This window comes from Perlucidibaca aquatica (assembly GCF_001676655.1).
GTDB lineage: Bacteria > Pseudomonadota > Gammaproteobacteria > Pseudomonadales > Moraxellaceae > Perlucidibaca > Perlucidibaca aquatica.
The window spans coordinates 1360872-1381316 of sequence record NZ_LZDB01000002.1; the positions used below are offsets into that span (position 1 = coordinate 1360872).

The window sequence follows — 20445 nt, forward strand, 5'->3', positions numbered from 1 at the left end:
TTGCTCCTGTGTCTGTCAGCGCAAATCAACTCTGGTTGACCATGGTTTTAAATCAAGCAGAAATCTTGACGGGCATGCCGACCTGCGGACGAACCCTGTCGAAAAAGCCTGGTACGAGCTCAGGCCAGCCCATCCGGACGCGCAATTTCTCGATGTATTTCTTGTAGGCATGAATCTCGATATAACCCTTGGTCCGGTCGGACTCGACGAACTTTATCCCACCAGACAAGTCCGGTCGGTCTTCCCGAAGATGCCGCTCGAATACCCTGGCGTTGTCGGGATGGTGCTCCTGGTCATGCAGATAATTAGCCACCATCTGTGACACGCGGTCGAAGAGCGTATAGGCACTGGAGTTGGTCTCCAGATAGCCCACGCCAAACAGATTCTTGTGCCTGGGGTTAAAAGCCGTCAGGTTCAGCTTCGGCCTGCCACCATCCCAATCAAAATAAGCTTCCGGCACATACGGGATGGCCATGTTGTAGCCCGTGGCGTACAGCACCAGATCAATCTGCTCACGCGATCCGTCCGCGAACACCACGTCGTCACCGTCGAAGCATTTGACGTCACCCTTGGCCTTGATGTCGCCATGCTGCAGGTAATGCAACAGCTGCGAATTGAGCAGCGGGTGAGTCTCGAAAAGCTTGTGGTCCGGCTTGGGCATGCCCGTGCGCGAGGTATCGCCCAGAACCATGCGCAGCAGCAGGGTCATTGCAGGTCGCTGCAGCCACATCGGCAGCTGCGGACCGTTATTGGCAAACTCATCCACCGGAATGCCGAATACATGCTTGGGAATGAAATGGTAGCCACGCCGGACGCTGACAAAAGCAGCATCCGCATTCGCGGCCGCATCACAGGCGATATCGGCACCCGAGTTGCCCAGCCCGATCACCAGCACACGCTTGTTGCGGAACTCGTCGGCATGCTTGTAGCTCACGGAATGGCGAATCTCGCCATTGAATGGGCCTTCATGACGCGGCAGACGCGGATGCCAGTTCGTTCCCGTAGAGCACACCACCGCTCGGTAACGCCGTACCTCCCCGCCAGAAAGTCTGACTAGCCAGGACTCGCCATCCTTTTCGACATGCTCGATGGCGGTCTGAAAGCAGATCGCATCATACAAGCCGAAAGCGCGCGCAAAGCTGCGGGTATAGGCAAGAATCTGACGGTTCGACGGATAATCCGGATACTCGTCCGGCATCGGAAAGTCGTAGAAGCCCGAGGTATTTCGCGAGGAGATGAAATGCGCCGAGTGATACATCGGCGAGCCCGGATTGCTCAGATCCCAGATACCACCGACATCGCTGTGGCGCTCGAACTGCTCGTAGGGAATGCCGAGCCGCTTCAAGGCTCTGGCTACACTGAGGCCGGCCGGACCGGCACCAACAATGCAGACCGCGCTCGAGCGATCAGTGACCTGACTCTGTAGCTCAGACACCAACAGGGAAGACATAGCGATTTACTCCAAAAAATGCATTGCTGATGCTGGAGATTCAAACAAAACGCCCTGCTTGCTCATAAGGGTCATGCAGGCCAGAATGGGGGGAAAACCGGACACATCAGCTTGCCCATGCTCCAGGATGACCGACGCCTTACAGAAACCATCATCCCCACCTTTGTCATCGCGGGGCTGGTGGATCACGCCCATGCCAAAGGTCTGGAGCCGGAAGCCTGGTTCACAGGCCTGGGGCTGACGATTGCGAATGTACAACAATCAGAAGCGCTGATCTCCTTCCGCCAGGCAGCTACCATTATTCGCCGGGCCTTGCGGGCACTGCCATCCGAGCCCTTGGGCCTGCATGTAGGATCGCGCGATGCACTGGTTTCATTTGGCATGCTGGGTTTTGCCATGCTGTCGAGCAGTAATGTTCGGGAAGCATTTGCGACCGGGCTGGAATATCACCTGGCCTCTGGCAGCCTGATGGACTTGGAGGCCGAAACAACGGCTACGGAGGTCACGCTACGACTGCACGAGCGCTTCCCTGACCCGGAGCTATTGCCGTTTCTCTGCGAGGAGGTTTTTGCCAGTATAGTTGCCATCATGCGGATGATGCTGGGTAATGACATATCACCGCTTCGTGTCGAGCTGAGCTACCCGCCACCGCCGTATGGCGCTGCTTACCAACGATTGTTCAACTGCCCTGTACGCTTTGATAGCAACGCGAATCGCCTGGTACTCCCTGCCGCGCTAATGGATCGCCCACTGGCCACGCACAGCGCGGCAAGCCATGCTGTTGCGCTGGCTGCCTGTCGTCGGCTGATCGAGCCCGCTGCGACGACTCAGGATGTAATCAGCTCGGTGGAAAATCTCCTGCGCGGGAAGCTGCGTCAGCGGCCATCGATGGCTGATATCGCCGGCTGGCTCAACATCACGGAACGTACCCTGCGTCGTCATTTGACTGAGGCCGGGCAGCGCTTCAGCGCCATTCGTGATCGTGTCATGGAGCAGCGAGCCCGAATGCTGCTTATTGACTCCACGCTACCAATCACCAACATTGCGGAAGAGCTTGGTTTCAGTGACGCGCGCGACTTTCGTCGGGCATTTCGACGCTGGACAGGCATGGCGCCGAGGCATATTCGGCAAGCACGATCAAACACTGAAGCAGGCGTAAGCGCTCGATGACTCCGGCAACCGACATCCCCGCCAAATACCGCGAACGCCTGCGCGCCGGCCAGTGGTTTCAGAGCCTGACGCCTCTGCTGCAAGATCTGCTGCTGGCGCACATGTCGATACGCCCGCTCGCGGCTGGCCAGCGCCTATTCGCGCGCGGCGACGCCGCCGACGGGCTTTATTGTGTTGCCGATGGCGCCATCAAGCTCACCGGCAGCGCGCGTGATGGCAAAGAAGCCATTCTGGCCATCATCGAATCGCCGAGCTGGTTTGGTGAGATTGCCGCCTTCGATGAGCTGACGCGAACGCACGATGCATGGGCCGACGAGCCGACTACGCTGCTGCACATCCCAGCCGCAACGCTGAACACCCTGCTGGCTCAGCACCCTCTGCTCTGGCATGCGCTCGGCCTGCTACTGAGCCACAAAATTCGCCTCGCCTTTTTGGCGCTAGAGGAGCTATCACTACAGCCACCTGCGAGCCGTCTGGCTCGACGATTACTCATGATGGCGCGGGGCTATGGCGAGCTGGAAGGCGTCAGCAAGCGCGAGATCCGTGTGCCACAGGAGCAGCTCGGGCAAATGTTGGCGCTATCGCGACAGACCGTGAATCAACTACTGCGTCAGCTTGAAAGTCATGGCGTGGTGCGCCTTGGCCGGGGCGGCATCGAAATTCTTGATCTGGCGCAACTGGAGACGCTGGCTGACCTCTGATAGCCGCCTGATTGCGGCTTGTGTCGGCCAGCCGACGCTGACAAAGGCATCGATACGCAATACTGCTGTCGCACTCAAGCCTTGGAGACAGCCATGAAAACCCTCGTACAACATCTCGCGCAATACGCCAGCTACCATCGCAATCCGCGCAACGTCATCACCCACATCATTGGCATTCCCATTATTGTGATTTCCGCCGCGGCCCTACTCGCCAAACTCGCGCTAACGGTCAACGGCGTCACACTATCAGCCGCCATGGCCTTAGCCGCCGCCAGCATCGTGTTCTACCTGCGTTTAGATATCGGACTGGGCTTGATCATGGCAGCGTTGATGACAGGCAGCGTAGTCATCGGCACGCAAATCGCGGCACTGCCGACGCAAGAATGGCTCTTGATCAGTGTCGGTAGCTTCGTGGTGGGCTGGATTATTCAGTTTATCGGCCATTACTTTGAAGGGCGTAAACCGGCCTTTGTGGACGACATGAGTGGTTTAGCGATAGGCCCGCTGTTTGTCACGGCAGAGGTCTTGTTCCTGCTGGGCCTGCGTCGCGAGCTGCGTGACGCCATGCTGCAAGACCAGCAGCCCTAAGCGGACTCAAGCCCTGCGCGCTCTTCCCGCTTGCGCTTGCGATACTCGATCGGCGTTTCATTGGTCCAGCGTTTGAAAGCACGATAGAACGTGCTTGGTTCGGCAAAACCGGTGAGGTAAACGATCTGCTCAATGCTCTCGTCCGTGCGTGCCAACAGGCGGCGGGCGAGACGCGAGCGATAGTCCGCCAGAACATGATTGAAGCTGGTACCTGCATCTTCCAGCTCGGTACGCAACCGTCGAGCCGGCATGCCGATTCGCTGTGCCACGGCTTCAAGTGTGGTGTTACCCGACTCCAAGCTTTCGCCAATTGCACGCTTGACCGCACCGACCAGATCGAGTCGCGCCAGCTCAGCGAGCTTTTCGTTCGCCATTTTTTCATGCAAGCGCAGCAGGCTTGGCTCTGCATGCCAAACCTGATGCTGCAATACCGACGGATTAAAGTAGACACGATTTTCACGACAACCCAAGGTCACGGGGCAACCGTACACTCGCAAATATTCCTCAGGCGGAGCGCCTTCAACATGGGTGAAATGCACCGCCAATGGCTTAAAGTGACCATCGGTTAGCGACCCAAAAAAGCGGATCACGCCCATCACCAAGGCTTCGGCAAAATGCCGCATCTTGGCAGCATCAGCGATATCCGCGAGATAGCATTGCTCACCGTCTAGGACGAGACGAGACGTAATGGCGTCGCTCAATAAGCGTTGATAGGCCAAGGCACGCTGCAAGCCTTCCCCAAAGGTCGGGCTGGACGAGATTAAATACTCCAGCACTTGGCCACGATACACCGGCAGATTTTCACCTAAGTGCAAGCCGATATGCGGATCGCCCGATATTTCCTCTAAGGCTCTCCAGAATCTCGCCTGACCCGCAAACGGCGTGCGTTCCGGCGACTCCACATCCAACCACGCCGGGGAAACACGCGCCTGCAGCAGAATGGCATCCACGGGCAAGCCAGCCTTGAGCATGGCTTGATAGGCGAGACGGAGGAGAATGGGCGCATCGGTGCGCTCAGTCATACGAGAAATATCCTTGGTCTGCTGAAAGGTATGACTAGCAGTTGGCCCTTTTTACCGTGAAAACTGGCATTTGGGCAACCTGAAAGGCAACAATAACCAGACTTAATCGGTATTGATGAGCGCCACCACATCAAATGCAGGCGTTTCATAGGGATGAGCCGCTTTTAATGCGGCCACCACCTCGGTAAGCAGGCTGCGAGCCAAGACCATCTCAACTCGGTATTCCGCCACTGACTCTTGCACACCGACAGCGCCCACAAAGGGCTGCGCGCCGGGCAAGGCGCGAAACTGGCCCTCGCCCAGCACCTGCCAGGAGCAGCGGTCATAGCCACCGAGCCGCCCGGCCCCAGCGGCAAAGAGCGCATCTTTGATCGCTTCGAGGTGGCTGGCCGGCACAAAGACCGTGAGCTTGAACAGGTCGCTCAGCCTGTCTGCCACGAAAGGTCAGCCGACGAACTGACGGGCGTTGCGGAACATGCGCGCCCACGGACCGTCTTCCAGCCACTCGTCCGGACGCCAGCTGTGCTGGATGGCGCGGAACACACGCTCCGGATGCGGCATCATGAGGGTGGCACGGCCGTCGGCCGAGGTCACACCGGCGATGCCGAACGGCGAGCCATTGGGGTTGAGCGGATACTGCTGCGTACGCTGGCCCTGGCCATCGACCCAGCCGAGCGCGACCAGGCCGCTGCCAGCCAGTGCCTGCAAATTCTCAGCACTGTCATGCGCGCGACCTTCGCCATGCGCGACGGCAATCGGCATGTACGAACCGGCCATGCCGGCGAGGAAGATCGACGGCGATGCCGGCACTTCCACCAGCGCCGTACGCGCTTCGAAGACTTCGCTGCGGTTGCGCACAAAACGCGGCCACAGATCAGCGCCAGGAACCAGCTCTTTCAGCTGCGACAGCATCTGGCAGCCGTTGCAGATACCCAGCGAGAAGCTGTCCGGACGCGCAAAGAAGGTAGCGAACTGATCACGCACGCGCTCGTTGAAGAGCACGGTCTTGGCCCAGCCGCCACCGGCACCGAGCACATCGCCGTAAGAGAAGCCGCCGCAGGCGACGAGGCCTTTGAAGCTGGCAAGATCGACGCGGCCGGCAATCAGGTCGCTCATGTGCACATCAATGGCGGTGAAGCCGGCGAGGTCGAAGGCAGCCGCCATTTCGACATGACCGTTAACGCCCTGTTCACGCAGGATGGCCACGCGCGGACGCACGCCGCTGGCAATGAACGGTGCAGCGATGTTGTCGTTGAGATCGTAGCTGAGCTTGACGCTCAAACCTGCCTGTTCCGGAGCAGCAGGGTTTGCCAGCGCAGCAAACTCTTCCTGTGCGCAATCGGCGTTGTCACGCAGCGCCTGAATGCGATAGCTGGTTTCCGCCCAGAGCTGCTGAGCCTTGGCGCGAGCCAGCGTGAGCAGCTCGGCACCGGCTTTGACGAAGTGCAGCGTGTCATCGCCAGTGAGCGTGCCTATGGCGTGGACATGACCGGCCAGCGTGGATCCATTGAAGGCCTGCTGAACGGCCGCGACATCCGCATCGCGTACTTGCACGACCGCGCCCAGCTCTTCGCTGAACAGCGCAGCCAGCGTGTCCTCACCTAAACCGGTGAGATCCGCGCAGATGCCACTGCGACCGGCGAAAGCCATCTCCGCCAGCGTCGCGAACAGACCGCCATCGCCACGGTCGTGATAGGCCAGCAATTTACCGGCCACATTGAGCGCCTGAATGCCGTCGAAAAAATCCTGCAACAGCGCCGGGCTGTCCACATCCGCCGGCACCGAGCCGGTCTGGCCATAAACCTGTGCCAGCGCCGAAGCGCCGAGACGGTTCTGGCCGCGACCGAGGTCGATCAGCAGCAGTGTGGTCGCGCCCTTATCGGTGCGCAGCTGCGGCGTCAGCGTGTAGCGAACATTGCTCACCGGCGCGAAACCGGTAACCACCAGCGACATCGGCGAGGTCACGGCCTTCTTCTCAGCGCCATCCTCCCAGACCGTGCGCATGGACATGGAGTCCTTGCCGACCGGAATGGTCAGATTCAGCGCCGGGCACAGCTCCATGCCGACCGCGTAGACGGCATCAAACAGGTCTTCATCCTGCTTGCCGGCACCCGCCGCCGCCATCCAGTTCGCCGACAGCTTAATGTCGGAGAGCTTGGCGATACGCGCCGCCGCAATATTGGTAATGGTCTCGCCCACGGCCAGGCGGGCCGAAGCCGCCGCATTGAGGATAGCCACCGGCGTGCGCTCGCCCATCGCCATAGCCTCGCCGGTCTCGGTCTTGAAGCCGGTCGCAGTGACGGCGACATCGGCCACCGGCACCTGCCAGGGGCCGACCATCTGCTCGCGGGCAACGAGACCGGTCACCGAGCGGTCGCCGATGGTGATGAGGAATTGCTTGGACGCCACCGCCGGCAAGCGCAGCACGCGCGCGGCAGCATCGGCCAGCGTGATGCCCTCGGCATTGAAGGCCGGCTGCGCCAGCGCCTTGCGCTCGAAGCTGCGCTGCATCTTCGGCGTCTTGCCGAGCAGTACCTGCATGGGCATGTCGACCGGGTTGTTGCCGAACTGCGGGTCAGCCACAGTCAGGTGGCGTACTTCTGTCGCCTCGCCTAGCACGGCAAACAGCGCCCGCTCGCGCTCACAGATGGACTGGAACAGCACCAGGCTGTCCGGCTCGATGGCCAGCACATAGCGCTCCTGCGCCTCGTTGCACCAGATCTCCACCGGTGCCATGCCCGACTCCAGGCTGGGGATGGCACGCAGGTTCAGCGTCGCGCCGAGTTCATGATCGTTGACCAACTCCGGCATCGCGTTCGACAAACCACCGGCGCCAACATCGTGAATCGCCACGATGGGGTTGTTTGCACCCATGCTCCAGCAGGTGTCGATGACTTCTTGCGCGCGCCGCTCCATCTCCGGGTTGTCGCGCTGCACCGAGGCGAAATCGAGATTCTCGGCGCTGGCACCGCTGGCCATCGACGATGCCGCGCTGCCGCCGAGACCGATCAGCAGCGCCGGACCACCGAGCACGATCAGCAGATTTCCGGGCTGAATCGTGTTCTTCTGCACATGATCTTCACGGATGTTGCCGTAGCCGCCGGCAATCATGATGGGCTTGTGGTAGCCCGCCACTTCCGCACCATTAATGCCGTTCACGGTCATCTCAAAGCTGCGGAAATACCCGCACAGCGCCGGACGGCCGAATTCGTTGTTGAACGCCGCGCCGCCGAGCGGGCCATCAATCATGATGTCCAGCGCGGTAACGATGCGGCCGGGCTTGCCATACGGCCTTTCCCAGGGCTGCTCGAAACCGGGAATATTCAGGTTCGATACCGTAAAGCCGGTGAGACCCGCCTTCGGCTTGCCGCCGCGACCGGTCGCGCCTTCATCGCGAATCTCACCGCCGGAACCGGTGGATGCGCCGGGGAATGGCGAAATGGCGGTTGGGTGGTTGTGCGTTTCCACCTTCATCAGGATATGCACCGGCTCTTGGCTGAAGCCGTAGGTGGTGTCGCCGCCGACGCGGTAAAAGCGCTCAGCATCGTGACCGACGATCACCGCCGCATTGTCCTTGTAAGCGGAGAGGATGTCGGTGCTGTAATTCTCGTAGGTGTTTTTGATCATGCCGAACAGCGACTTGGGCGCCGGCTTACCGTCGATGGTCCACGAGGCATTGAAAATTTTGTGACGGCAATGCTCGGAGTTCGCCTGCGCAAACATCATCAGCTCGATGTCGTTGGGGTTGCGACCGAGCTGGGTGAAGTTGTCGACCAGATAATCGATTTCGTCCGGGCTAAGCGCGAAGCCCTGCTCACGATTGGCGCTCACCAGGGCTTCGCGACCACCGCCGAGAATATCGACCGAGGCCAGCGCGCGCGGCGCTTCATGCGTGAACAGCACGCTCGCGGCTTCGGCCGAATCAAGAACTACTTCCGTCATGCGATCGTGCAGCTTCGCGGTCAGTGCTTGCCATTCGGCGGCGCTCAGTGCTTCGGCACCGGCCAGCCAGTAGGCCGTGGCGCGTTCAATTCTGCGCACATCGGTCAGCCCAGTATTGCGCGCAATATCCGTCGCCTTCGATGACCACGGCGAGATCGTGCCCGGACGCGGCACCACCACGGCGAGACGACCGTTGTCCAAACCATCCGCAGCTTCCTTATCCGCAGAGAGGGCATCGCCATAGGTCAGCAATGCCTGAAGCTGCGCCGGGGCTTCACTCAACTCAGTCTCAACCAAATGCAACCAGCGGGCACTCAGTGCCGTCAGTGCTGGGAAGTCGGCTTGCAGGTCTTGCAACAGGCGGTTTTGACGAAAGACAGACAGCGCGGGCGCGCCAGACAAAATCAGCATGGATGGTCTCGCGGAGCATCGGAAGGAATAAAAAGTTGCGCATATTGTAGCGAAAAACCACTCGTTTCGGGCAGCGACTTTGGGCATTCATCGTGAAAGCATCGCCTCTTCAATCGCCCAAATTGTCCGACAATCAATCACATCTCATCTGACCTGCCTAGACAAGCTCCGTTGCGCTGACTAAAGTTCAACCAACTGCACTCCGATGGGTGCGCCAAAGCCAGGTCATAGATGACTAACGCCCGTTCCAAAAAGCGCCTGCGACCGCATCGGAAACTGATGCAGCAGCTGCAAAGACTGAATTCACGCCACCTCCGCGTGACGCTAGGCTTATCTTTGGCGGCCGGTAGCATGGCCCTGCAACCCTCGCTCAACACCTTGCAGCAAGTTCGCAATTCGGGCGAATTGCACTTAGTTGGTGTCAGCAGCCCCACCACGTTCTATCAGCGCGATGGCAATGTGCACGGCCTGCAATTTGAATTGGCCCAACAATTTGCCAATGAACTCGGCGTCAAGCTAGTCATTGACCCCGTCAACGATGATCAACAAGTCTTACACTCGGTGCGTCGTAATCACGCGCAGTTAGCGTTAACCGTTCATGCCGCGCACGACCAGCGCTTGAACCGTTTGCGTGTCAGTGCACCGCTGGTTGAGCTTGAGCAACAATTAATTCAACGCACAGATCGCTTCCAGCCAACCTCTTTAGACGACTTGCGCCAGAGCACCATTGCGGTCATTGCGGGCAGCAGTGAAGCGAAACGATTACGCAGTGCCCTTGCCGATGTTGAAGGCGTTCGCCTCGTGGAATTCAAGGAAGGCGACGGCTTGGACCTGCTCACCCTGCTAGACCAAGGCAAAATTGATTACGTCGGCATGACCGATCAGGAATTCGACGCTTATCGCCCCTTATTCCCTAATCTCCGTGACGGCTTGTCGTTTGCTAAGAGCGACGCCGTGGCATGGGTATTCTTAAAATCTGCCGACGAAAGCTTGTATCAGGCAGCCCAAAATTTTTTAACACGCAAGCAGTCTGACGGCACACTGGAGCGTCTCGCAGCTTTTTATGGCACCGGCGATGCCTTTAATCGCTATGGTGCAAAAAGCTTCCAAAAAGATATTTCCGTCAGGCTTCCGCGATATCAGCGTGAGTTTGAAAAGCAAAGCGCGCAGCACGGTTTGGATTGGCGTTTATTGGCCGCCATCTCCTACCAAGAATCTCACTGGGATCAGAACGCGATTTCCCCGACCGGCGTACAAGGCCTGATGATGCTGACGCAAGACACGGCAAAGCTAATGGGGGTTAAAAACCGCACGCTACCTAAAGACAGCATCCAAGGTGGCACCGCTTACTTCAAGCAAATCTTGTCTAAGCTCCCGGCCAGCGTGCAAGAGCCTGACCGTACTTGGATGGCATTGGCAGCCTATAACATGGGCCCTGGCCACATGATCGCTGCGCGCAAACTCACGCGCAAACTGCAAGGCGACCCCAACAGCTGGCTAGACGTTTCCCGCAACTTAGTGAACTTAGCGCAACACAATCGTGCAACTGGCAAGCCAGCTCCCGATGTGAAGCAAGCTTTGCACTATGTTCAACAGGTCCGTCGCTATTATGATGCGATCGCACTGAATCATGATGCCGAGCGCGATCAACAGCGTGTGGCTCAACTCGATTACGATATTACCCTGCCGGGCCGACTCACCCAGTGAGCCTTTAGCCCGCAGGCACTTTAAGGAGTCCCTGTGAGCTTAGACGCCCAAATCAATGCCGCTATTGCGCCGGTATCTGATGCCATTTCATCCACCCTGTTCTATCCCATCGAGCTTGCAGGCACACCCTTCCCCTTGATTCTGGGCTGGTTAGTCATCGCCAGTTTTATTTTCACCGGCTATTTTGGCTTTCTACAGTTACGCGGCTTAGGCCATTCCGTTCGACTCATTCAAGGCAAGTACCGCGCAAAAAATTGCGACGCTGCTGGTGAGGCTTCGCACTTCCAAGCCTTGTCCATGGCCTTATCTGGCACGGTTGGTTTAGGCAATATTGCCGGGGTTGCCGTTGCTATCAGCATTGGCGGCGCAGGCGCGACTTTTTGGATGATTCTTGCCGGCTTCCTCGGCATGGCAACGAAGTTTGTCGAATGCACCTTGGCCGTGAAGTACCGCAATGAATACCCCGATGGCAGCATCTCGGGCGGCCCCATGTACTACCTCACCAAAGGACTTGCCCAACGCGGCATGGGTACGTTTGGGCGAGCACTGGCCATTCTGTTTGCGCTCTGCTGTATTGGTGGATCCATCGGTGCCGGCAACATGTTCCAAGCCAACCAGTCGTTCCAACAAGTGGTCAATGTCACGGGTGGCAGCGGCAGTTGGTGGGCAGATAAAGGCTGGCTGTTCGGTCTTATTATTGCTGTCGTCCTTGGCTGCGTCATTATTGGCGGCGCTCGATCCATCGCGCGTGTTGCCGAAAAAATTGTGCCGTTTATGGTGCTGCTCTACGTCAGTGCAGCGCTGTTCGTTATCGCCAGCAACATCGAACATATTGGCTATGCCGTTCAACAAATTTTGGAAGGCGCATTCACCAGCGCAGGTGTCACGGGCGGGGTGCTGGGCGCACTGATTCAGGGCTTTAAGCGCGCCGCTTTCTCTAACGAAGCAGGCATAGGCTCAGCCGCCATTGCTCACGCAACGGCACGCACCAAGCACCCAATCAGCGAAGGCTATGTGGCCTTGCTGGAGCCCTTTATTGACACCGTAGTGATTTGTACCATGACCGCCCTCGTGATCATTATCACTGGTCGTTTGGATAGCGAACTCACCGGCGTTCAGCTCACCTCCGATGCCTTTGGTAGTGCTGTTTCCTGGTTCCCCCTGGTGCTGGCGGTTTCGGTGGTCATGTTTGCCTTTTCTACGATGATTTCTTGGTTTTACTACGGCCTTAAAGCACTGACCTACATCACCGGAGAAAGACCCGGCGTGGAGCTCGCCTTTAAATTATTTTTCTGCTCCTGCGCCGTCATCGGCAGCAGCATGAGCTTAGGCCCCGTCATAGATTTCTCAGATGCCATGATTTTCTTAATGGCCATCCCCAATATTATTGGACTGTATATTTTGATGCCCGAGGTGAAACGCGACCTGAAAATTTATCAGGCTAAATTGCGCTCGGGCGAAATCGCTCGCACGCGCTGAAGCAGTCCTTCTCTGTTTAAGCTTTCGCCGTGGTTTGTCGCATGACGCCTCGGCGTAAGCTCGCTAAACTCTCACCCTCTTTGAATTGACTAGCTGGCTACTCATGACGCTTTCGCCCACCCTAAAGTTCACCCTCGACCTCATCCGCGAGCCTTCTGTTACGCCTTTTGATGCCGACTGCCAAACCCTAATGATTCGCCGTCTGGAAGCGATTGGGTTTCGTATTGAACGCTTACGTTTTGGTGACGTGGATAACTTCTGGGCGCGTCGTGGCGATCAAGCGCCGGTATTTTGCTTTGCCGGCCACACCGATGTCGTACCAACCGGCCCCATCGAGCAATGGAAGATTCCACCATTCGAACCGCGCATTGAAGATGGCATGTTAACGGGCCGTGGTGCTGCTGATATGAAGGGCTCATTGGCGGCAATGGTCGTCGCATGCGAGCGCTTTGTTGCAGCGCACCCCGATCATCGGGGCTCTATTGCTTACCTCATCACCAGTGATGAAGAAGGTGTGGCTGTCGATGGCACGGTGCGCGTGGTTGAAACGCTAGAGGCTCGCCAAGAGAAAATTGATTGGTGCTTAGTCGGCGAGCCCTCCAGCACGGCTCAAGTGGGCGATGTCATTAAAAATGGTCGCCGTGGGTCACTGGGCGGCATTCTCACCGTGCATGGCCGCCAAGGCCACGTCGCCTATCCTCATTTGGCAGACAACCCGATTCATCGCGCCCTGCCCGCCCTAGCTGAGCTAGCCGCGGAAACCTGGGACCACGGCAACGAGTTTTTCCCGGCCACGAGCTTCCAGATTTCCAATATTAACGCAGGCACGGGCGCCAATAATGTGATTCCAGGTGACTTGGAAGTGGTGTTTAACTTCCGTTTCTCCACGGAGCTGACCGAGACACAATTACGTGAACGTACAGAGTCGGTTTTGCAGCGTCATGGCCTGAATTACACACTGAACTGGAAGCTCAGTGGCCATCCCTTCCTGACCCCTCGCGGTGATTTAGTGGATGCTGCGGTGACTGCCATTAAGCAGGTAACCGGGCGTGATACCGAGCTTTCCACCAGCGGTGGCACATCCGATGGACGCTTCATTGCCCCGACTGGCGCACAGGTTGTTGAGCTCGGCCCAGTCAATAAAACGATTCATCAGATTAACGAATGTGTCAGCGCCAACGACCTCGATACGCTGACCGATATCTATGAGCAACTGCTGAAAAAACTCCTCGCTTAAGCAAGACTGAATGAAGGGAAATGGATTTCCCTTATAGGCAAAAAGCCTTCTGAACATCGCTTTTTGTACACCCTTTGTCTAGCACATACACATCATCACTAGCGAAATCCGTGTTCCTTTGCTTCCTTTCAGCCGATATAAGCCAAGACGTAAAGGCTGAATTTACGTCATAGATCAGGGATGATGATATGAGCTCACTTAATGCAGCAGGGTCCGCTGCTGCCTTTAACTATTACCTTCATGATGTAAATCAGCACCCTCTCCTCAATGCAGATGAGGAGCATCAGCTCACGCTAGCGATGAGACGAGGCGATATCGCTGCCCGAGACCGCATTATTGCGAGCAATCTCCGCCTAGTTATTCATATTGCAAAACGCTACCAACGAAGCTACGGCTATAAAAGCTCCTTAAGCCTGGATGACATGGTGTCGGAGGGCAATTTAGGTTTAATACACGCCGCCGGTAAGTTTGATCCTAGCTTGGGCTTTCGTTTTTCAACTTACGCCACACATTGGATACACGAGACCATTCGGCGCAGCATGATGAATAAATGCCGATTAATTAGATTGCCAGTGCATATCGCTAAGCGCCTGAATATTTACTTAACCGCGCAAAAGCGGCTCAATCAAACACATTATCGAACAGCCACAGCAAGTGATATAGCCAAACAAACCGGAGACACATCGCAATGTGTCCGAGAGCTGCTTATATGGGACCAAGCCACCTGCTCTTTACAAACACCCAGCGAGGATGGGCACAGTCAGTGGCAAGACAATCTGATTGACAGTAGCAGCTTGACGCCCGAAGAAACGCTGGAGCGCGAAGACTTAACGTTTCATTTACAACGCTTTATTGCCCAGCTGAAACCCAGAGAGCAATTCATTTTGATGGCTCGCTATGGCATGGGTGGTCGTCGCCAAGAAACCACCTTAGATGTCATAGCAGCAGAACTAGGCGTGACGCGTGAACGCATTCGACAGATTCAATTGCATCTGCAGCGGCAACTAAAAGTCTGGTTAGAAGAAGCGGGTTATGATGCCAGTTGCATCAATGACGTAGGAGAGTCGCACTGACTAGGCTAGAATTGCGGCCCTGCGTAACATGCCTTCGTAGCTCAGTTGGATAGAGCGGCCCCCTCCTAAGGGGCAGGTCGGTGGTTCGATTCCACTCGAGGGCACCAGTGATTTAGTGAATCACGCCACCTAACATCGGCACAAAATGCGCGGGCTCAATCACCTCTTGCTGCAAGCCTTCGGCTGTTCGACGGACACGCACCAATGACTGTTGCTGCCCTGCCCCAACGGGCAGAATCAAACAGCCACCCACTGCCAGCAAATCCGTCAGCGTGCTAGGCACGCCCAGGGCTGCGGCTGTACCGATGATGCCATCATAGCCGCCCTCACCGGGCCAGCCGCCCAAGCCATCCGCATGACGGAAGCGGACATTGTTGAGGCCTAGACTACCGAGACGTTCGCGCGCTTTATCTTGCAGAGGCTTAATGCGCTCGACGGAATGAACCATGGCCACGAGCTGAGCCAAAACGGCAGTTTGATAACCTGAGCCGGTTCCGACTTCGAGCACCTTACGACGCGGGCCATCGGCTAATAGCAGCTCAGTCATACGCGCGACGCTGTAGGGCTGAGACAAGGTTTGGCTATGGCCGATGGGCAGCGCGGTGTCTTCATAAGCACGGTGTGCCAACGCCTCATCGACAAACAAATGACGAGGCGTTTGACGCATCACGTCGAGCACGCGGGTATCCCGAATACCTTGAGCCATCAGGCGGCTAATCAAACGCTCACGGGTACGCGCCGAGGTCATCCCGGAGCCTTGAAGATCAATTGAAAGGCCTGAACTCATGTCATCATTATTCTTAAGAAACGTCTATTTTGGACTCTAGCACGAGCGCACTAAACTGCACCAACTTTAGCAAGCCATTGGCTCAGCATTACAGATGAGCGTCGGCAGGTCATGTCACTCTCGAGCGCCGTCACGCTAATAAAGCCTTCTTTGATCGCGTGAAAATCGGTGCCATCGGCATCATCACTAGGCTCGCCGGACGGACCAATCCAGTAGACATCTTGACCTCGAGGGTCACGCAGCTTCAGTACAGGTGGACTAGGGTTGCGATGGCCCAGACGCGTCATGGCAAAGCCTTGATGAGAGGACAGCGGGCCTTCAGGCACGTTTACATTGAGCAAGCAGCGCGGCGGCAGGGCCAAACTAGACCATTGCTGCAATAGCTCCCCCGCTCGAATAGCGGCTGGCCGATAAGCATCAATACCTAAGGACTTGGCTTGGCTGGCCACCAAGGACACCGCCATAGACGATTTTCCCGTAAAGCGGCCTTCTAATGCGGCCGCGACGGTACCAGAATAAATTACGTCATCACCCAAATTAGCACCGGCATTAATGCCCGACACAATCACATCAGGCACAAAGTCCAGTAGCCCATTGAGCGCAATATGAACGCAATCGGCGGGCGTGCCATTCACCGCAATAAAACCATTGGCGAGTCGCTGTGGGCGTAATGGACGATCCAAGGTGAGCGCACTGGAAAATGCACTGCGCTCTATGTCTGGCGCCACCACGGTGACCTCGCCGAGCGTGGCCAGCACCTCGGCCATGGCCAACAAACCCGGCGCAAAAACGCCATCATCATTACTCAGCAGAAATCGCATCGAGCTGCCCTTCTTCTAATACCGCCAGCGATTGCAGCACGCTGGTCGCGAATGCACCAGCGGTCAACGCAAACTCAATCACTAACGTGTCGGGTGAAGTCCACTGCCACTGCGGTGCGCGTAAGCGAAGCCTGAGCGCACGTCGTTGGCCTGGAATACGCAATGCCGCCAGGTCATCACAGGTCGTCTGCCATGGCGCTAACGTCTGCTGTTCTAACGCGAGTGCCTCCCCGGATATCACCGAAGTGCCGTCACCCGGTAGAGGGCCGGTGGGATGCAACTCACCTCGGGCTAAGCGCGGTCCAATGTCAGCATCCAATACATCCGGCGTAAATAACGCCGAGCGACCATCTAACTGCAAAACATCACCGGGCAAACAGCTAGCCCATGTCTTGTTGCGCACACGCTCTGCCAAGACTTGATTGAATAAGGCTGAGCGAATCGCAGACATCCACAAGTTTTCGCGATTATCGCGCCGACGAGCTCGTCCCGAGCGGCGACTGGCTAGCAGCGCCAAACCCTGGCCGATATTTCGTCCGCCATGACCAAATCGCTGCGGTCCGAAGTAGTTGGCAACACCTTCAGCGGCGAGGAGGTTTAAGCGTGTTTCGATGTCAGCGACATCCCCTCGAACGTCACGTAGGGTGATGCGAAATTGATTGGCATCGTGGACACCTCTGCGCAATTTGCGCGCGCCTCGTAGCGCACGCAGAACACGATAGTCGCCATTGTCGGTACTGATCCACGCATCATCCAATGGCCACATAGCCGGGGTGTGCACACTGAACCACTGGCGTGTTAATGCTTGCCTATCCTTCATGCCAGAAAAGCTAACGAGAGCAGCAGATACGTCGAGACGCGCAGCCAGTTCGCGGGCCGCCGCATCGGTATTCATGCCCCGCTTCTCGACCCACAGCCACAAATGCTCGCCTTCGCCGGTGGGCTCGAAGCCCAGCACTTCTTCCACCACAAAATCTTCGGGATGCGCTTTCAGTCGCACCTGAGCCACGGGCTCGCCCCACGGCGACGGGCAAGGGCCCGAGGTTAATATTGGCGCTTGAAGATCACTCATTGCAGGTTGGCCACAACATCACCACAGCATGAGCCTCAATACCTTCGCGGCGGCCCACAAAGCCTAATTGCTCGGTGGTGGTGGCTTTCACGCTCACTTGAGAGGGTAATACATTGAGATCATCGGCTATGCGCTCACGCATCAGTGCAATATGAGGTGCTAGCTTGGGGCGCTCTGCCAACACGGTAATGTCGACATTACCCACGCTATAGCCTTGATTTAAGACCAGGGTATGAACATGCCGGAGCAGTGCGCGACTATCCGCTCCGGCATAGGCCTGATCAGTGTCGGGAAAGTGCTTACCGATATCGCCCAATGCCAAAGCGCCCAATAGTGCATCGGCCAACGCATGTAGCGCCACGTCACCATCGGAATGCGCGATCAGGCCTTGGTCATGCGCAATGTTCACGCCGCCTAATGTGACCGAGTTCCCTTCACCAAACTTGTGCACATCAATGCCATGACCGACACGTGGAAATAATTTACTCACGACAACGCTCCCGTGCGTAGTTGCTCCGCTAACAGCAGTTCTGCCAGAGCCAAATCTTCAGGAAAGGTGATTTTGATATTGTCCCGCGCGCCCTCAACCAACTTCGGCTGATAGCCCAGATGCTCCATCGCAGAGGCTTCATCTGTCACGATGGCGGCCTCGCTTTTAGCTACTAAGAGTGCCTGCCGTAGCGCATCGAGTCGGAACATTTGGGGTGTTAAGGCGTGCCAAAGCTGCTCACGATCCACGGTGGCGACAATACCCTGAGTAGAACCCCGCTTCATGGTGTCCCGTACCGGACTGGCCAAAATGCCCCCGACAGGATCCTCTTTCAATGCCGACATGAGCTGCCGGATATCGGCCGGGCGCACTAATGGCCTTGCAACATCATGCACCAGCACCCAATCCGATGGCGCGGCTCCTTGAGTCTGCAGCGCGTTCAATCCTGCCAGCACCGAGTCCATACGCTCACAACCCCCGTGCACAAATTGCAAGCGCTGCGGCTGTGCGTAGGGCAACTCATGCGCCTGATGATCTTCAGCAGAAATCGCCACCACCAACCGCGACAACTCCGGCATCGCTGATAAGCGATCTAGGGTATGCGTTTGAATACAGCTACCCGCGAGGGCTAAGTACTGCTTAGGCACGCTAGTGCCAAAGCGTTTGCCAACGCCGGCAGCAGGGATTACCGCATGAAACGCCATTAAGGCTGACCCGAGGGGATGGGAGAACTTGGCGTCAGTGGCGCCACCGTGACCGGCTTTAAGTCGGAGGGCGGCGTTACCACCGCTTTTGTTGCCAGGGCTTTTTGACCGGAAACATGAGCCGGTGTGGCCGGCTTGGGCGTCGCGTTATCAGCGGTGATTGAACCCGCCAGTGCCTTGCCCGTCACCAGATAGAACGTCTCATCGTCCTTAATCATGCCCAAGTCGAGTCGGGCTCGCTCTTCAATGGCGGCCTGACCATTTTTCAGGTCATTCACTTCTGCCTCTAATACGGCATTCCGCTGACGCAGAATGAGATTTTCAGCCTGTTGAACGGCAACGGACTGTTTAATGCGATGCACATCAACGATGCCGCCCTCGCCAAACCAGAGCTTAAACTGCAGTACTAAAAAGACGCCCGCTGCCAGCCACAACAGTAAACGACCGAGGCTGGAAGTGGGCGTCATGCTTAGTTAAGACCCTTGAATTCGGCCTTGCCGCGATACGGAGCGCTGTAGTCCAGTTCCTGCTCGATACGCAACAGCTGGTTGTACTTGGCGACGCGGTCGGAACGGCAGAGCGAACCGGTCTTGATCTGGCCTGCGCCGGTGGCAACAGCCAAGTCGGCGATGGTGGCATCTTCGGTTTCACCGGAGCGATGCGAGATCACCGTGGTGTAGCCGTTGGCCTTGGCCAGGTAGATGGCATCCAGCGTCTCGGTCAGCGAGCCGATCTGGTTGAACTTGATCAGGATCGAGTTACCCACGCCCTGATCAATGCCCTTCTGCAGGATAGCCGGATTGGTCACGAACAGGTCATCACCGACGAGCTGAATGCGGTGGCCGAGCTTATCGGTAAGAATTTTCCAGCCAGCCCAGTCGGACTCGTCGAGGCCGTCTTCGATGGAGATGATCGGGTAACGGTCGCAGAGACCGGCCAGGTAGTCGACGAACTCGGCCGAGGTGAAGGCTTTGCCGCCCTCGCCTTCAAGCACGTACTTGCCATCGTGATAGAACTCAGAGGCTGCACAGTCCAGCGCTAACATGACATTTTCGCCAGCCTTGTAGCCGGCCAGGCCGATAGCTTCAACGATGACCTGCAGCGCTTCTTCGTTGCTGCTCAGGTTGGGCGCGAAGCCGCCTTCGTCACCTACGGAAGTGCTCAGGCCACGCTTCTTCAGCACGCCTTTGAGGGCATGGAAGATCTCGGCACCGCAGCGCAGCGCTTCAGCAAACGAGGTGAAGCCAACGGGCTCAACCATGAATTCCTGGATGTCGACGGTGTTGTCAGCGTGCTCGCCGCCGTTGATGATGTTCATCATCGGCACCGGCATGGTGAACTGGGTGTTGCTGCGCAGCGAGGCGATGTAGGCGTAGAGCGGCTGGCCCTTGGCCTGGGCAGCGGCCTTGGCAGCAGCCAGCGAGACCGCGAGGATGGCGTTGGCACCGAGGTTCGACTTGGTCTCAGTGGCATCGAGCGCAATCATGGCGTGATCGAGACCGGCCTGATCGAACACGCTCTTGCCGACCAGCAGCTCGCGGATCGGGCCGTTGATGTTGGCGACGGCATTGAGCACGCCCTTGCCGAGGTAGCGCGACTTGTCGCCGTCACGCAGCTCCAGCGCTTCGCGCGAGCCGGTGGAGGCGCCGCTGGGTGCCGTGGCGCGGCCCATCATGCCGTTGTCCAGAATCACATCGGCTTCAACCGTGGGGTTGCCGCGCGAATCCATGATTTCACGACCGCGAATATCTACAATGATCGCCATGCTAAATGCTCCAGTTCATGCAAAAG

At 57.4% G+C, this 20445-nt stretch carries 18 protein-coding genes and 1 tRNA gene; 8 read left to right on the top strand and 11 right to left on the bottom strand.

The features are described from left to right. Positions 1 to 52 precede the first annotated feature (52 nt). The gene (locus tag A8710_RS10125; RefSeq protein ID WP_068860197.1) at positions 53 to 1450 is read right to left on the bottom strand and encodes a flavin-containing monooxygenase; all 1398 of its coding nucleotides are present in this window, start codon (positions 1448 to 1450) and stop codon (positions 53 to 55) included. Between the two features lie 117 nt (positions 1451 to 1567). On the opposite strand from A8710_RS10125, the gene A8710_RS10130 reads away from it, so the two are divergent. The 3 genes from A8710_RS10130 to A8710_RS10140 all read left to right on the top strand — a co-directional run bounded on the left by A8710_RS10130 (position 1568) and on the right by A8710_RS10140 (position 3909). Then, positions 1568 to 2620 (top strand): AraC family transcriptional regulator, encoded by a 1053-nt coding sequence (locus tag A8710_RS10130; RefSeq protein ID WP_068860199.1) that lies wholly within the window; start codon positions 1568 to 1570, stop codon positions 2618 to 2620. Next, positions 2617 to 3321, top strand: a complete 705-nt coding sequence (locus A8710_RS10135) for a Crp/Fnr family transcriptional regulator (protein WP_068860201.1) — start codon at positions 2617 to 2619, stop codon at positions 3319 to 3321. Before A8710_RS10130 ends, A8710_RS10135 begins: the two co-directional genes overlap by 4 nt. 93 nt (positions 3322 to 3414) lie before the next feature. Continuing rightward, positions 3415 to 3909, top strand: a complete 495-nt coding sequence (locus A8710_RS10140; protein WP_068860203.1) for an Mpo1 family 2-hydroxy fatty acid dioxygenase — start codon at positions 3415 to 3417, stop codon at positions 3907 to 3909. Here A8710_RS10140 and A8710_RS10145 read toward each other — a convergent pair. The 3 genes from A8710_RS10145 to purL form a co-directional block, all read right to left on the bottom strand. Continuing rightward, on the bottom strand, positions 3906 to 4931 hold the full coding sequence (locus A8710_RS10145; RefSeq protein WP_068860205.1) for an AraC family transcriptional regulator: 1026 nt from the start codon (positions 4929 to 4931) through the stop codon (positions 3906 to 3908). The genes A8710_RS10140 and A8710_RS10145 overlap by 4 nt on opposite strands. A 102-nt stretch (positions 4932 to 5033) precedes the next feature. Beyond that, positions 5034 to 5348 (bottom strand): Nif3-like dinuclear metal center hexameric protein, encoded by a 315-nt coding sequence (locus A8710_RS10150; protein WP_068860774.1) that lies wholly within the window; start codon positions 5346 to 5348, stop codon positions 5034 to 5036. 27 nt (positions 5349 to 5375) lie between these two features. Beyond that, positions 5376 to 9284 (bottom strand): phosphoribosylformylglycinamidine synthase, encoded by a 3909-nt coding sequence (gene purL, locus A8710_RS10155; RefSeq protein WP_068860207.1) that lies wholly within the window; start codon positions 9282 to 9284, stop codon positions 5376 to 5378. A 279-nt stretch (positions 9285 to 9563) separates the two neighbouring features. Here purL and mltF point away from each other — a divergent pair, with 279 nt between their 5' ends. The 5 genes from mltF to A8710_RS10180 all read left to right on the top strand — a co-directional run bounded on the left by mltF (position 9564) and on the right by A8710_RS10180 (position 14887). Next, positions 9564 to 10991, top strand: coding sequence for a membrane-bound lytic murein transglycosylase MltF (gene mltF, locus A8710_RS10160; protein WP_068860209.1), 1428 nt, complete (start codon positions 9564 to 9566; stop codon positions 10989 to 10991). Between the two features lie 33 nt (positions 10992 to 11024). Then, on the top strand, positions 11025 to 12470 hold the full coding sequence (locus tag A8710_RS10165; protein WP_068860211.1) for an alanine/glycine:cation symporter family protein: 1446 nt from the start codon (positions 11025 to 11027) through the stop codon (positions 12468 to 12470). A gap of 103 nt (positions 12471 to 12573) precedes the next feature. Next, positions 12574 to 13707, top strand: coding sequence for a succinyl-diaminopimelate desuccinylase (gene dapE, locus A8710_RS10170; protein WP_068860213.1), 1134 nt, complete (start codon positions 12574 to 12576; stop codon positions 13705 to 13707). A gap of 188 nt (positions 13708 to 13895) precedes the next feature. Then, a complete protein-coding gene (locus tag A8710_RS10175) occupies positions 13896 to 14780 on the top strand; it encodes a sigma-70 family RNA polymerase sigma factor (RefSeq protein ID WP_068860215.1) in 885 nt (294 codons plus the stop codon). A gap of 30 nt (positions 14781 to 14810) precedes the next feature. Beyond that, positions 14811 to 14887 (top strand) — tRNA-Arg (locus tag A8710_RS10180). Positions 14888 to 14892: 5 nt separating this feature from the next. Here A8710_RS10180 and A8710_RS10185 read toward each other — a convergent pair. Genes A8710_RS10185 through eno form a run of 7 tightly spaced genes read right to left on the bottom strand, consistent with a single transcriptional unit; the run spans position 14893 to position 20419 of the window. Beyond that, positions 14893 to 15567 carry a protein-L-isoaspartate(D-aspartate) O-methyltransferase gene (locus A8710_RS10185; protein ID WP_068860216.1) on the bottom strand — a complete coding sequence of 225 codons (675 nt, stop codon included), beginning with the start codon at positions 15565 to 15567 and terminating at the stop codon, positions 14893 to 14895. A 50-nt stretch (positions 15568 to 15617) separates the two neighbouring features. Then, complete coding sequence (gene surE / locus A8710_RS10190; RefSeq protein WP_068860218.1) at positions 15618 to 16388, bottom strand: 5'/3'-nucleotidase SurE; 771 nt, start codon at positions 16386 to 16388, stop codon at positions 15618 to 15620. Continuing rightward, entirely contained in the window at positions 16369 to 17460 is a 1092-nt protein-coding gene (gene truD, locus A8710_RS10195; protein WP_068860220.1) for a tRNA pseudouridine(13) synthase TruD, read from the bottom strand. Before truD ends, surE begins: the two co-directional genes overlap by 20 nt. Next, positions 17453 to 17950: a 2-C-methyl-D-erythritol 2,4-cyclodiphosphate synthase gene (gene ispF / locus A8710_RS10200; protein WP_068860222.1), complete on the bottom strand. Its 498-nt coding sequence runs from the start codon at positions 17948 to 17950 to the stop codon at positions 17453 to 17455. The genes truD and ispF overlap by 8 nt, the downstream gene beginning before the upstream one ends. Continuing rightward, complete coding sequence (ispD, locus tag A8710_RS10205; protein ID WP_068860224.1) at positions 17947 to 18654, bottom strand: 2-C-methyl-D-erythritol 4-phosphate cytidylyltransferase; 708 nt, start codon at positions 18652 to 18654, stop codon at positions 17947 to 17949. Before ispD ends, ispF begins: the two co-directional genes overlap by 4 nt. Continuing rightward, positions 18654 to 19121, bottom strand: coding sequence for a cell division protein FtsB (gene ftsB / locus A8710_RS10210; protein WP_068860226.1), 468 nt, complete (start codon positions 19119 to 19121; stop codon positions 18654 to 18656). The genes ispD and ftsB overlap by 1 nt, the downstream gene beginning before the upstream one ends. Before the next feature lie 2 nt (positions 19122 to 19123). After that, positions 19124 to 20419, bottom strand: coding sequence for a phosphopyruvate hydratase (gene eno / locus A8710_RS10215; RefSeq protein ID WP_068860227.1), 1296 nt, complete (start codon positions 20417 to 20419; stop codon positions 19124 to 19126). Positions 20420 to 20445 lie beyond the last annotated feature (26 nt).

What these genes read in the sequence shown, in the direction of transcription:
- purL (WP_068860207.1), bottom strand. Translation starts at nt 9,284, where the DNA reads ATGCTGATTTTGTCTGGCGCGCCCGCGCTGTCTGTCTTTCGTCAAAAC.
- A8710_RS10130 (WP_068860199.1), top strand. Translation starts at nt 1,568, where the DNA reads ATGCTCCAGGATGACCGACGCCTTACAGAAACCATCATCCCCACCTTT.
- truD (WP_068860220.1), bottom strand. Translation starts at nt 17,460, where the DNA reads ATGAGTGATCTTCAAGCGCCAATATTAACCTCGGGCCCTTGCCCGTCG.
- A8710_RS10140 (WP_068860203.1), top strand. Translation starts at nt 3,415, where the DNA reads ATGAAAACCCTCGTACAACATCTCGCGCAATACGCCAGCTACCATCGC.
- A8710_RS10175 (WP_068860215.1), top strand. Translation starts at nt 13,896, where the DNA reads ATGAGCTCACTTAATGCAGCAGGGTCCGCTGCTGCCTTTAACTATTAC.
- surE (WP_068860218.1), bottom strand. Translation starts at nt 16,388, where the DNA reads ATGCGATTTCTGCTGAGTAATGATGATGGCGTTTTTGCGCCGGGTTTG.
- A8710_RS10135 (WP_068860201.1), top strand. Translation starts at nt 2,617, where the DNA reads ATGACTCCGGCAACCGACATCCCCGCCAAATACCGCGAACGCCTGCGC.
- ispD (WP_068860224.1), bottom strand. Translation starts at nt 18,654, where the DNA reads ATGGCGTTTCATGCGGTAATCCCTGCTGCCGGCGTTGGCAAACGCTTT.
- mltF (WP_068860209.1), top strand. Translation starts at nt 9,564, where the DNA reads ATGCAGCAGCTGCAAAGACTGAATTCACGCCACCTCCGCGTGACGCTA.
- A8710_RS10125 (WP_068860197.1), bottom strand. Translation starts at nt 1,450, where the DNA reads ATGTCTTCCCTGTTGGTGTCTGAGCTACAGAGTCAGGTCACTGATCGC.
- A8710_RS10145 (WP_068860205.1), bottom strand. Translation starts at nt 4,931, where the DNA reads ATGACTGAGCGCACCGATGCGCCCATTCTCCTCCGTCTCGCCTATCAA.
- ftsB (WP_068860226.1), bottom strand. Translation starts at nt 19,121, where the DNA reads ATGACGCCCACTTCCAGCCTCGGTCGTTTACTGTTGTGGCTGGCAGCG.
- dapE (WP_068860213.1), top strand. Translation starts at nt 12,574, where the DNA reads ATGACGCTTTCGCCCACCCTAAAGTTCACCCTCGACCTCATCCGCGAG.
- A8710_RS10185 (WP_068860216.1), bottom strand. Translation starts at nt 15,567, where the DNA reads ATGAGTTCAGGCCTTTCAATTGATCTTCAAGGCTCCGGGATGACCTCG.
- eno (WP_068860227.1), bottom strand. Translation starts at nt 20,419, where the DNA reads ATGGCGATCATTGTAGATATTCGCGGTCGTGAAATCATGGATTCGCGC.